This window comes from Nocardia flavorosea NBRC 108225, from assembly GCF_001613385.1.
GTDB lineage: Bacteria > Actinomycetota > Actinomycetes > Mycobacteriales > Mycobacteriaceae > Nocardia > Nocardia flavorosea.
This window is the reverse complement of record NZ_BDCG01000005.1, coordinates 26,506-38,406: the sequence shown is the minus strand read 5'-3', so window position 1 is coordinate 38,406 and position 11,901 is coordinate 26,506. Positions and strand designations below refer to the sequence as shown.

Annotated in this window: 10 protein-coding genes; 6 read left to right on the top strand and 4 right to left on the bottom strand. The window is 68.1% G+C overall.

Annotated features, from left to right (window positions below; translation table 11 throughout):
• Positions 1–239: 239 nt before the first annotated feature.
• The 6 genes from NFL01S_RS06580 (at position 240) to NFL01S_RS06555 (ending at position 5,010) form a co-directional block, all read left to right on the top strand.
• Positions 240–1,049 (top strand): LmeA family phospholipid-binding protein, encoded by an 810-nt coding sequence (locus NFL01S_RS06580; protein ID WP_062972572.1) that lies wholly within the window; start codon positions 240–242, stop codon positions 1,047–1,049.
• Complete coding sequence (locus NFL01S_RS06575; protein ID WP_062972570.1) at positions 1,046–1,492, top strand: thioredoxin family protein; 447 nt, start codon at positions 1,046–1,048, stop codon at positions 1,490–1,492. The genes NFL01S_RS06580 and NFL01S_RS06575 overlap by 4 nt, the downstream gene beginning before the upstream one ends.
• Positions 1,493–1,943: 451 nt before the next feature.
• Positions 1,944–2,444: a DUF4395 domain-containing protein gene (locus tag NFL01S_RS06570; protein WP_062972568.1), complete on the top strand. Its 501-nt coding sequence runs from the start codon at positions 1,944–1,946 to the stop codon at positions 2,442–2,444.
• 28 nt (positions 2,445–2,472) lie between these two features.
• Complete coding sequence (locus NFL01S_RS06565) at positions 2,473–3,306, top strand: sulfurtransferase (protein WP_062972566.1); 834 nt, start codon at positions 2,473–2,475, stop codon at positions 3,304–3,306.
• Positions 3,307–3,311: 5 nt separating this feature from the next.
• Positions 3,312–3,617, top strand: a complete 306-nt coding sequence (locus tag NFL01S_RS06560) for a DUF1416 domain-containing protein (RefSeq protein WP_033244100.1) — start codon at positions 3,312–3,314, stop codon at positions 3,615–3,617.
• Between the two features lie 649 nt (positions 3,618–4,266).
• The gene (locus tag NFL01S_RS06555) at positions 4,267–5,010 is read left to right on the top strand and encodes a heme-binding beta-barrel domain-containing protein (protein WP_062972564.1); all 744 of its coding nucleotides are present in this window, start codon (positions 4,267–4,269) and stop codon (positions 5,008–5,010) included.
• Between the two features lie 397 nt (positions 5,011–5,407).
• On the opposite strand, the gene cydC is transcribed toward NFL01S_RS06555, so the two are convergent.
• The 4 genes from cydC to NFL01S_RS06535 form a co-directional block, all read right to left on the bottom strand.
• Positions 5,408–7,225: a thiol reductant ABC exporter subunit CydC gene (cydC, locus tag NFL01S_RS06550; RefSeq protein ID WP_062972562.1), complete on the bottom strand. Its 1,818-nt coding sequence runs from the start codon at positions 7,223–7,225 to the stop codon at positions 5,408–5,410.
• A gap of 107 nt (positions 7,226–7,332) precedes the next feature.
• Positions 7,333–9,342: an ABC transporter ATP-binding protein/permease gene (locus NFL01S_RS06545; RefSeq protein ID WP_062972560.1), complete on the bottom strand. Its 2,010-nt coding sequence runs from the start codon at positions 9,340–9,342 to the stop codon at positions 7,333–7,335.
• A 6-nt stretch (positions 9,343–9,348) separates the two neighbouring features.
• Complete coding sequence (gene cydB / locus NFL01S_RS06540; protein ID WP_062972558.1) at positions 9,349–10,383, bottom strand: cytochrome d ubiquinol oxidase subunit II; 1,035 nt, start codon at positions 10,381–10,383, stop codon at positions 9,349–9,351.
• Positions 10,384–10,392: 9 nt separating this feature from the next.
• A complete protein-coding gene (locus NFL01S_RS06535; RefSeq protein ID WP_062972556.1) occupies positions 10,393–11,850 on the bottom strand; it encodes a cytochrome ubiquinol oxidase subunit I in 1,458 nt (485 codons plus the stop codon).
• Positions 11,851–11,901 lie beyond the last annotated feature (51 nt).

The following is an 11,901-nucleotide window of genomic DNA, read 5'->3' as shown; positions in this document are numbered from 1 at the left end:
AGCGCGCTGCAACGCTGTGCCGCCTCCGGCGGCGCGGGTTCGGGTCCCCCGAGGTCTCGAATTCTGCCTCCTCCGCTCCTCCGCTTCGCTCCCCTCGCTCCGTCGGTCCAGATCCGGGCCGGGACCCGAACCGCAGAGATGAACCGCAGGCAGCGGGCGTTTTCGGGGCATCGCCGTTTCGATTCCGGAAGACGTACCGCGGGCAGCCGACCCGCGGAGCGTCCATTAGGGTGCATGACATGCGGAAGCTGATCATCGGACTGCTGTGCCTGGCCGGCCTGGCAGTGGTCGCCGATTTCGGCGCGGCCGCATATTCGGAATACCGGGTGTCCCGGTCGCTGCGGGTCGGCGCCGAACTCAGTGCCGACCCGGAAGTCACCTTCCACGGCTTCCCGTTCCTGCGCCAGGCGCTCGGCGGCCGTTACGACAATATCGAGGTCAATGCCGACAGTGTGCGCGCCGATATCCCCGGCGAAATCGCGCTCGAAGCCACCCTGCTGGGGATGCGGTTGCCGTTCGGCGACCTCGTCGACGGCCGGGTACGCAGCCTCCCGGTGGATCAGGTGGACGTCCGGATGCGGGTCGCCCCCACCGAGCTCGGCCGGCTGTTCGGCATACCCGATCTCGAAGTGCATTCGCGGCCCGCGGACAAATCCGACGGAACCGGGGGCTCGGGCGGCTCGGGAATGACCACGGCCGGCGCACTGGTGCTGACCGGGACGCTACCGAAGGCTCCCAGCGGCCAGCAGGGCGCGAGTTTCACCGGCGAACGGGTCAGTGTGGCGGCGGATCTGCTGCTCGACGGCGACCAGGTGCGGATAGTGGCCACCGGCCTGTACTCCGACGAACTCTCCCCCGTCCCGTCGGAGCCGGTGGTCGACGAGGCAGATATCCCGGCGGTGCTGGCGATGTTCACCCGTACCATCGATACCAAGGAACTCCCTTTCGGGATCCGGCCCACCGAGGTGACCGCGCTGGGCGGCCATATCGTGGTGGAAGGCCGGGGTGAAGATGTGACGATCGACCTGAACAGATTGCGGCGACCATGATCGAGATCACCATTCTGGTGGTAATGCTGCTGGCAGGGCTGGCGGTGGGGTTCTACCTGCGTCACCGCGAAGGCACGGTACGGAACGCTCCGGCCACCCTCGATCGCGATACCGCCGCCCGCGACGAACTGCTGGTCGCCGCCGGGGTCACCGGGCCCGGGCCCGCCGTACTGCATTTCTCGGCCGATTGGTGCGGGCCGTGCGCCGCGGTACGCCGGGTCGTCGCCGACGCCACCGCAGACCTGGCCGATTCCCCGCAGCCGCCACGGGATATCGAAGTCGATATCGACGCGGATCCGGCGCTGGCGCGGGCGTTGAACGTACTTTCGCTGCCCACCACCTTTGTCTTCGACGCCGAGGGGCGGGAACGGTTCCGTATCTCCGGGGTGCCCAAGACGAGTGATCTGCGCAGTGCACTGAGTCCGCTGACGGCTGCGCTGTGATTTCCCGCTCCGTCGCTCCAGAACAGGGCGGGCCCCACCCGGGCTGAACCCTCCAGGGGAGGCGTGGGGATCGGCGGCGGGGGTGATCCGGGGATGGTGAGCGAACGGTCAGCCGGCTGGAACGGCGAAGCGAGGATCGCTCGGTGGCGGCTCGGGAGCGAGCCCGGGCTGCCGATGGTTGCTGCAAGGGGGCCTGACCAGGCGGTTACCCCCTACCCATTGGTTCCTCGACAGGATTGGGTAGACTGCGCGTTGTGCAAAACCACCGCGAGCTGATGCTCACCCGTCGCCGCACAGTCGATCTGTGCCGCCTCGGTGGTTGTTGCTGCCTGTGCCGCTGAGCGGTCGGCTCTTTTCCTGACGCCGACCACGGTTCGTCCGCGCGAGTGATTTCATCCCCCGGCGAACCGGCCGAATACCGCCGAACAGTTCGAGCGCAGGAGTTTCGTTCATGTCCCCTATCACCACCTCGGCAAGCGGCCCGGGAACAGCCGCCGGGCAGGTCGATATCCGTGGTCCCCGCTTCGTCGCCTGGATCACCACCGGCGTCCTGGTCGTGGTGTTGCTGCTGGCCGCCGTCGCCACACCGGCCGCGACGGTGCTGATCGCCATCCAGACCGTTGTTTTCGCGCTGGGCGCTGCCCTGGGACCGCGCCGGCATCCGTACGGTCTGCTCTACGCTCGTCTCATCGCGCCACGCTCGGGACCGGCCACCGAGACCGAGCCGGCCGCGCCGTTGCGGTTCGCCCAGCTCCTCGGTTTCGCCTTCGCCGCCGTGAGCCTGCTGGGTTTCCTGCTCGGCGTCTCCGCGGTCGGCGCACTCTTCGCCGGGTTCGCCCTGTTCGCGTCATTCCTGAATGCCGCATTCGGTATCTGCCTCGGCTGCAAGATCTACCCGCTGGTCACCCGGCTGGTCACCCATTCCCTGTCCGAATCTCCCGCACCGAACTGAATCGCTGTTCACCACTGAAAGGAAACAAATGGCTCGCTCCGATGTCCTGGTCTCCGTCGACTGGGCCGAAGAGAATCTCAAGACCCCCGGCGTCGTCTTCGTCGAGGTCGACGAGGACACCTCCGCCTACGAGGGCGGGCACATCGAGGGCGCCGTGCGGCTCGATTGGAAGACCGACCTGCAGGATCAGGTTCGTCGTGACTTCGTGAACCAGGAGCAGTTCTCCGCGCTGCTCTCGGAACGCGGAATCGCCAACGACGACGAGGTCGTGCTCTACGGCGGCAACAACAACTGGTTCGCCGCATACGCGTACTGGTACTTCAAGCTGTACGGGCACAACAACGTCAAACTGCTCGACGGCGGCCGCAAGAAGTGGGAGCTCGACGGGCGTCCGCTCTCCCGTGACGCGGTGTCCCGTCCGGCCACCCAGTACAAGGCCGCCGCACCGGACAACTCGATCCGCGCGTTCCGCGACGAGGTCATCGCCGCCATCGGCACCAAGAACCTGGTCGACGTGCGCTCCCCCGACGAGTTCACCGGCAAGATCCTGGCGCCTGCGCACCTGCCGCAGGAGCAGAGCCAGCGGCCCGGCCATATCCCGAGCGCGATCAACGTGCCGTGGAGCAAGGCCGCGAACGAAGACGGCACCTTCAAATCGGACGACGACCTCGCCGAGCTCTACAAGGCGGCCGGGCTGGACGGCAACAAGGAAACCATCGCCTACTGCCGGATCGGCGAGCGTTCCTCGCACACCTGGTTCGTGCTGCAGGAGCTGCTCGGACACCAGAACGTCAAGAACTACGACGGCAGCTGGACCGAATACGGTTCGCTGGTCGGCGCACCGATCGAGTTGGGAGAGTAACCACCATGTGCGCAGCACCCACCCAAGGTCAGGCCATTCCGGCCGGCGTCGATGTGGAGAAGGAAACGGTTATCACCGGCCGTGTCCTCGGCACCGACGGCGAGCCCGTAGCGGGCGCCTTCGTCCGCCTGCTCGACGGCAACGGTGATTTCACCGCCGAGGTCGTCGCCTCCGGAACCGGCGATTTCCGCTTCTTCGCGGCCCCCGGCGCCTGGACCCTGCGGGCGTTGTCGTCCGCGGGTAACGGCACCTCCGAGCTGAAACCCGAAGGCCCCGGCATCCACAACGTGGACGTCACCGTCTCGAAGTAGCAGCTGAACGGAACGGCCCAGGACCGGCTCGTACGAGTCGGTCCTGGGCCGTTTCGCACTCTGCGGCCGATGCGGATGCTGGTTGGGTAGCCCGTTGCGGGTCCCCCGGAGTCAGCAGTCCTGCAAGGCGATCACGGCTCCTCCCGCACCGGCCCCGCCTGAGTACAACGAGCCCTCGTAAGCACGCAGCCGACACCGAACCACACTGGACAAGCAGCGCACCCCATTGCGGCGCTTCACCGCCTCTGCCGCGACCTATCGAAGACCGCGGCAGGGAGTAGGTCCCGGGCAAAGCAGCAGCCGATTCGGTCGATACCGAACCTCGGGCGAGCAACAGCGATGCCGAAGTTCAGCGAAACCCGCACCGACTCGCCGGTTCACACCGGACCCGGCGTAACCAGCGGCGCAGCCGAGGCTTACGAGGCACTGAGAGGTTTTGGCCCGTCCCTGCTGTCCGTGGTCGATGCGATGCGGCGAAGCCGCGAGTGCCGAGTGCGGACAGCAGGGACCAAGGGGGCCGAACCCGCGGCGCCGCAGGCTCCGCATAAACTGACGCTGTGGTCCTCTTCTTCGAGATTCTGCTGATCGCCGTATCGGTCCTCATCGGATGGTTCGGCCTGTACGTCTTCTACCGGCTGTTCACCGAATCATGAGTGGTCTCGCGAGCGAGGGTTCCGATCCGGCCGAGCGAGCGAGCGATACCAGCAACGGCGGCCCGGCGGCCGAGCCGTCCGTCCCCGACGGTAACGGGCGGCCGGCCGGCGATCGGGCGCCGTTGAGCGGCGACCGGGCGGTGGCCGATGCGGCCGAGCGCGCCAAGGAGACCGCCGGACGCAATATCCCGGTCCTTCCCGATCTTCCGCTGCCCGACGATACGGCCAATCTGCGACTCGGCCCGGATCTGCATCCGGCCATGCTGGCGCTGTTGCCGATGGTCGGTGTGTGGCGGGGTGAGGGTGAGGGCAACAATCCCGAGCGCGGCGACTACCGCTTCGGGCAGCAGATCGTGATCTCCCATGACGGTGGGGATTATCTGAGCTGGGATTCGCGGTCCTGGTTCCTCGAATCCGACGGCAGCTACGGTGGCCCGGACCTGCGGGAGAGCGGGTTCTGGCGGGTCGGCATCGAGGGCAACGACGAGGTACTGGAGCTGCTGCTCACGCACAGCACGGGCATTGTCGAGCTCTTCTACGGCACCGCGCTCACCCAGTCGTCCTGGGAACTCGCCACCGATGTGGTGATCCGCAGCCAGACCGGCGCGGTGGTGGGGGGTGCCAAGCGGCTGTACGGGATCGTCGAGGGCGGCGATCTGGCGTATGTGGAGGAGCGGGTGGTGGCCGACGGGCCGCTGGAGCCGCGGCTCTCGGCACGCCTGCAGCGCTATATCGGCTGATCTCCCCGGGCTCGGGCGCCTCGCCGTCCGGGCCGATGAGTTCACAGGCTGCTCGATGAATGGGCAGCAGAATTTCGCCGGCGCGGTCGTCGGGCACACCGGCAGCTCGTCCCGTGCGCGAGGCCTTGCCGTATCGCTCCCGTCGTGGTCCGGATATGGAACGACCCCCGAGCCATATCGGTGCGATCCTCCCGGCGGATACCGGTGCGATCAGCAGTCCGATCCCGATCGGACGGATCGGGGACTCGGGGGCCGGGTGGCTGCCTGGAATTCGCTCAGCGCACAGGGGTGAACGGAATCCGTGCACAGCCGGCTACAGCGCTCAGCTGACAGCCACCTCACGCGTCCTTTGAATTTCCATTCGTCGGATCACCTCCTTCCTTGTGTACTCACGAACCTAGCCGCGGGTGGCCGGGGTCGGCAACGGAATTTCGTCGACGGCGTAATGCATCGCGGCGCCGTCCGGAAAAGCCGCCCGGACCTGGCCGGATTCGTCCACGGTGAGTACCAGTCCGGCGTGGTGCCCGGCCGGGAGCTGATGTGTGACTACCACCACATCGCGATCCGGTGCGACCAGACCACTGTCGGTATCGAGCAGATCGCGCAGCAGCCGGGCCCCCGCGGCGGCGTCCAGATGTTCGGTGGGCTCGTCGAGGAGCAGGACACGGGCGGGCGAGACCAGTGCGCGGGCGAGCAGGATCCGCCGGCGCTGTCCGCCCGATACGGCAGCGGCCCCACCGACGAGATCGGTGTGCACACCGTCCGGCAGACCGTCCAGCCACTTCCCCAGCCCGACGGTGCGCAACGCCCGTTCTGCCGTTTCGGCATCCAGGTCACCGCGGGCCACCCGCAGGTTCTCCAGGACGCTCGTGCCGAACAGGTGCGCATCCTCGGCAAAGAAACGCACCTCGTCGTCGAGATGGTCGAAAAGTCCGGCCCAGGCCATCAGCAAGGTCGTTTTCCCCGCCCCGCTGGGTCCGACCACCGCGATCCTTGCGGCCTGCGGGCGTTGCGGTATCTGCCATTGCCCGTCGCCGACCCAGCCGATAACCACACCGTCGGCGCGGCTGTCGGCGTACGGGAAGGGGTGCGGGTTGCCGCCCGAACCGAATCGTTTACGGGTATCGGCGGGGGCAGCAGCCTCCGCAGGCTGCGGTTCGACCGGCTCGGTGCGGTGGTCCGGCGAGACTGCGCGCAGCCGGTGCAGCGCCGCCCGCGCCACAGTGAGGGACTGAGCCGCGGCCGGTAGCGCGCCGGTCGCCTCGAAGGACGAGAATGGCAGCAGGACGAGCACAGCCATCGCCATAGGTGTCATGGCCCCGGGAGTACCGCCGTCCGGTCCGTAGAGGGAGATCCCGATCAGGAGGGCCGCGAGCACACTGATCCCGGTTGCCAGCGGGGTCGCGGCGGCCGCCCATGCGGTACGGGCGGCGGCGCTGTCCTCGGCCGCGAGAACTCGATCGTCGGCCGCGGCGGCGGTCGCGAGGGCGGTATCCAGTTTCCCCGCGACCCGTAGCTCGGCGGCGTGGTCCAGAACCGTGAGCGCGTGGGCGGTGAATTCCGCTCGGTCGGCCCGCGCGGCCCGTTCGGCGCCGGACGCGGCCCGCGCCGACAGCCACGGCGCGACGACACCGGCGAAGACCAGCGCGGCAGCCAGGACGGCCGCGGCCGCCGGTGAGATGAAGGCCAGCAGCGCAACTGCGGCCACCGACAACACCAGTGCCACCGCGATGGGGACAAAGGTGCGAACCACGACGGCACCGAGATCGTCGATATCGGTGCCCACCCGGACCAGCACATCACCGCGACGCAGCCGGCCGGGCACACCCGGTGCGATGGGCAGAGGCCGGCCGGAGGCACCCGCCGTGGCCGCGGTTTCGGCCGTACCGGGAAATCCGGTTTCCGAACGGCGGGTCAACCACAGCGGTGCCCGTGCGAGCGCCCGGTACACCGAGGTACGGGCCGCGGTCATCGAGCGCAGCGCAACATCGTGGGTGGCGAGCCGCTCGAGATAGCGGCACAGTCCCCGCGAGATCCCGAGTGCCCGGACCGCGACCACGGCGACGGTGAGATCCAGTACCGGTGGCATCTGCCAGGCGCGGGCGATCAACCAGGCGGCGAGCGCGGCCAAACCGAGACCGCTGCCCAGGGCCAGAACACCCCAGGCGACCGCGACCGCCAACCGCCATCGGGGTATTTCCAGCAGATCCCACATCTGACGGGTGTCGCGCAGCACAAACCGTATCCGGGCCCAGCGGCGTCGCGGCCCGCGAGCCGCCCGCGAGAAGGAATGCGGCCGCTGGGAGTTCGAGGGCCGGCTGTTCATCGGGCCACCCGCTGAGCGGTCGACGGGACCGTGACGATTTCGTCCGCGGCGGACAACAGTGCGGGGCGGTGTGCAACCACCACGACGGTGGCACCGGTACGCGCGAGTGTCGTCAATGCGCCTGCCACCGCGGACTCGCTGTCGGGATCCAGATGAGCGGTCGGTTCGTCCAGCAGCACGATGGGACGCCCGGCGGCGAGGACCCGGGTGAGGGCAAGGCGCTGACGTTGCCCCAGGGAGAGCCCGACGCCGCCGGATCCGACGACGGTATCCCACCCGGCGGGTAGCGATTCGAGCACAGTATCGAAACCGGTTGTAGCGCAGGCGGCATCGAGTTCGCTGAGCACCCGGGTCGCGCCTCGCCGTGGCGAGCCGGACACGGTAGCACCGAGCAGTTCGAGGTTCTCCCGCAACGTGCCCGGCACCAGGACCGGCCGCTGCGGCAGCCACGCCAGCCGCTGCCACCACTGTTCCGCGGGCAGCTGCCGGATATCCACTCCACCGGCGAACACCGCGCCGCGGGTGGGCTCGATCAGGCCCAGGATCGCCTGTAGGACGGTGGATTTACCGCTGCCGTTCGGTCCGGTGAGCGCGGTGACGGCACCGGGGTGCAATTGTGCCCACAAGCCGTCGGGCGCGGCGCCGTCCCGCGATTCGACAGTCAGGTCCCGTAATTCGATCACTCCACGCCCGCCACCCGTGGCACGTCCCGGCGCGCCCGCACCTGCCGTCGACTTTTCCGAGATGGCCGCGTGGACCGCTGCCGATGCCTGCCGGGGCCCCGGTCCACCGCCATTCGCCGCCGCACCGTCTCCGGCTTCTCTCCGGTCGGCAACGCCCCACGAGCTTTCGGCCCCGGCGCGTCCGCCGGCGCCGGCCGGCGCACACTCGCCACCAGCGGCCGGCCCGCGTTCCCGTCCGCCGCCTGTACCGGCACCAGCGCGCTCCGGCGAATCGACCGCCGCCGGCTCCTCCCGGTCGCGAACCGGATCCGAGCGGTCCCCGTCCTGCGCACCCGCCGGGTCGAGGATCGCGAAAGCTTTGTCGGCGGCCGCCATTCCGTCCTGGGCAGCATGGAACCGTTCGCCCACGGTGCGCAGCGGCAGATAGACCTCGGGTGCGAGAACCAGCGCAACCACGCCGGCATACAGGCTCATATCGCCGTGCACCAACCGCATTCCGATCGCTACGGCGACCAGAGCTACCGACAGGGTCGCCAGCAGCTCGAGCACCATCGAGGAGAGGAACGCGATCCGCAGCGCGCTCATGGTGCGCCGGTGCAACGATTCGCCCAGTTCCCGGACCTGACGGCTCATCGTGCGACCGGGGGTTTCGGTGGCCGTGCCGGTTTCCCGGCCGAGGGCACGCAAGGTGGGCATCCCGGCGAACAGGTCGAGGAGCTGATCGGACAGCCGGGTGGTGGCGTCCAGGGTGGCGCGGGCCCGGCCCTCGGTGAGCAGGCCGATGAGCACCATGAAGATCGGGATCAGCGGCAGGGTGATGATCACGATGACGGCCGAGGTGAGATCGTGCGCGGCGATCACCACCAGCACCACCGGCGGTACCACGACAGCCAGCAGCAGAGCGGGCACGTACCCGGCGAGGTAGGGGCGCAGGCCGCCGAGCCCGCTGCTCACCACCACGGCGAGTTCGGTGCGTCGCGTTTCCAGTTCGCGAGGCGGTAGGCCCGCGCCCGCGGCGAGGACCGACTGTTCCAGCTCGGCGACGACCCGGGCGCCGGCCCGGTGCGCGATCCGCGCCTGCCACCAGGCGGCCAGCACCCGGACCGCGATCGCCGACGCCAACAGCGCCAGTTCGGTGTGCCAGGCGCCCACGGACCGCTGCCCCGGGTCGGTGATGACACCGGCCAGCACCCGCCCCAGCAGGACCGCGGCGGCCACGATGGCGACCGTGGTCAGCAGCGACAGACCGACGCTGAGCACCAGATAGTTCCGGGCCGAGCGTGCGTACCGCCACAGGCGTGGGTCCACGGGCGGGCGGGCCATCAGGGGTCACTCCTCGTTTGCGACACGTGGGGAAAGTCCGATTCCGGCTGGGATGTGCTCGACACTAATGCGTTTGCGGAACACCCAGTACGTCCAGGCCTGGTAACCGAGGACCACCGGGGTGACGGCCAATGCCGCCCAGCTCATGACCTTCAACGTGTACGGGGTGGACGAGGCGTTGTCGACCGTGAGGTTGTACGCGGGGTCGATGGTGGAGGGCAGGACATCCGGGAACAGGGCGCCGAACAGCAGCGCGGTGGCGGCGAGGACGGTGAGCGCCGTACCGGTGAACGCCCAGCCGTCGCGGCCGGCGAACAGGGCCGCGGCTCCTCCGAGCAGCCCGAATACCGCGGCCGCCAGCAGGATCCAGGTCCAGTCCGCCCCGTACGCGAGCTGGGTCCAGAGACCGAAACCGCCGACCACGGCGGCCGCGGGCACCAGCAGCAGCCGGGCGGTGCGCACTGCGTCGGCGCGCACGTCACCTGCGGTTTTGAGCGCCAGGAAGACCGCGCCGTGCAGGGCGAACAGCAGACCGGTGGTGAGGGCGCCCAGGAGAGCGTACGGGCTGAACAGGCCCGCGATCGCACCGGTGAACTGTTTATCGGCATCGAGCGGTACGCCGCGCACGATATTGGCGAAAACCCAGCCCCACGCCAACGCAGGTACCCAGGAGCCGATACCGATACCGAGGTCGCACCGGGCCCGCCAGCGTGGATCGTCGATCTTGCCGCGGTATTCGATCGCGCAGATCCGCAGGATCAACGCCACCAGCAACAGCAGCAGCGGAAAGTAGAAACCGGAGAACATGCTCGCGTACCACTCCGGGAACGCCGCGAACAACGCACCGCCGGCGGTGATCAGCCAGACCTCGTTGCCGTCCCAGACCGGCCCGATGGTGTTGAGTACCACGCGCCGCCGGGTATCGGAGCCTTTACCGAGTATCGGCATCAGCATCCCGACCCCGAAATCGAAACCCTCCAGCACGAAGTACCCGGTGAAGAGCACCCCGATCAGTACGAACCAGAATTCCTGCAGTTCCATCCCCGGCTCCTAGTAGGCGAACGAAAGCTGCTCGGCGGCAGGTTTATCCGAATCGGGCGCATCCTCGGGCGGCCGTTCCGGCCCTTCCCGCACGTAGCGGCGCATCAGGTAGAACCACACGACAGCGAGCAGCCCGTAGACGACGGTGAAGGTGATCAGCGAGATCCACACCGTCGCGGTCGCGTGATCGGAGACCCCGTCCTGGACCATGAGTCGCAGATCCTGGTCACCGGTCGGGTTGGGCACCACAACCCAGGGTTGCCGGCCCATCTCGGTGAACACCCACCCGGCCGCATTGGCCAGGAAGGGGGTCGGGATGGCGAGCAGACTCAACCACGAGTACCAGCGCTGATCGGGTACGCGGCCGCGGCGGGTCATCCAGAAGCCGGCGAACACCAGCAGAGCCGATCCGGCGGCGAGGCCGATCATGGCGCGGAACGACCAGTAGGTGACGAACAAGTTGGGCCGGTAGTCGCCGGGCCCGAATTTCTCGTTGTAGGCCTGCTGCAGGTCGACCACGCCCTCGAGTTCCACGCCGGTGAACTGGCCTTCGGCCAGCCAGGGCAGCACGAAGGGTACATCGAGCACATGGGTGACGCTGTCGCAGTTGTTGTGGGTGCCGACGGTGAGGATCGAGAAATCCGGGTCGAGGGCGGTATGGCACAGCGATTCCGCCGACGCCATCTTCATGGGCTGCTGCTCGAACATGAGTTTGCCCTGGACGTCGCCGGTGTAGACCAGGGCGGCCCCGGCGACCACCGCGATCAGCAGGGAGACCCGCGCCACCGGACGCCACATGGTGCGTGCCTCGGCCAGTTTGCCCGCGTCACCGCTGCGCGCGTTGCGCACCATCCACCAGCCGGCGATCCCGGCCACGAAGGTGGCGGCGGTGAGGAACGAGCCCGCTACCACGTGCGGGAACGCGGCCAGGGCAGTGTTGTTGGTGAGCAGTTCGACGATGCTGGTCAGCTCGGCGCGGCCCGTTTCCGGGTTGTATCTGGCGCCGACCGGGTGCTGCATGAACGAGTTGGCGGCGATGATGAAGTACGCGGAGGCGTTGACGCCGATCGCCACCATCCAGATGGTGGCCAGATGTACGAGTTTCGGTAACCGGGACCAGCCGAATATCCACAGCCCGATGAAGGTGGATTCCATGAAGAAGGCCACCAGCCCTTCGAGGGCCAGGGGCGCCCCGAATACGTCCCCGACGAAACGGGAGTATTCGCTCCAGTTCATTCCGAACTGGAATTCCTGCACGATCCCGGTGGCGACCCCGAGAGCGAAGTTGATCAGGAACAGTTTCCCGAAGAATTTTGTCAGCCGGTACCAGTGATCTTTACCGGTGATGACCCAGGCGGTCTGCATCCCGGCGACCAGTGGCGCCAGGCCGATCGTCAGGGGAACGAACAAGAAGTGGTAGACGGTCGTGATGCCGAACTGCCATCGCGAGACATCCAGGGCATCCACACGAGCCTCCTGTTACTACGACGTGTCGTAGTACAAGATTACGCGCCGTTT

Bases quoted from the DNA above. Each gene is read 5' to 3' on its own strand.
- NFL01S_RS06555 (WP_062972564.1), top strand. From the start codon at position 4,267: ATGAGTGGTCTCGCGAGCGAGGGTTCCGATCCGGCCGAGCGAGCGAGC.
- NFL01S_RS06565 (WP_062972566.1), top strand. From the start codon at position 2,473: ATGGCTCGCTCCGATGTCCTGGTCTCCGTCGACTGGGCCGAAGAGAAT.
- cydC (WP_062972562.1), bottom strand. From the start codon at position 7,225: ATGTGGGATCTGCTGGAAATACCCCGATGGCGGTTGGCGGTCGCGGTC.
- NFL01S_RS06560 (WP_033244100.1), top strand. From the start codon at position 3,312: ATGTGCGCAGCACCCACCCAAGGTCAGGCCATTCCGGCCGGCGTCGAT.
- NFL01S_RS06570 (WP_062972568.1), top strand. From the start codon at position 1,944: ATGTCCCCTATCACCACCTCGGCAAGCGGCCCGGGAACAGCCGCCGGG.
- NFL01S_RS06580 (WP_062972572.1), top strand. From the start codon at position 240: ATGCGGAAGCTGATCATCGGACTGCTGTGCCTGGCCGGCCTGGCAGTG.
- NFL01S_RS06575 (WP_062972570.1), top strand. From the start codon at position 1,046: ATGATCGAGATCACCATTCTGGTGGTAATGCTGCTGGCAGGGCTGGCG.
- cydB (WP_062972558.1), bottom strand. From the start codon at position 10,383: ATGGAACTGCAGGAATTCTGGTTCGTACTGATCGGGGTGCTCTTCACC.
- NFL01S_RS06545 (WP_062972560.1), bottom strand. From the start codon at position 9,342: ATGGCCCGCCCGCCCGTGGACCCACGCCTGTGGCGGTACGCACGCTCG.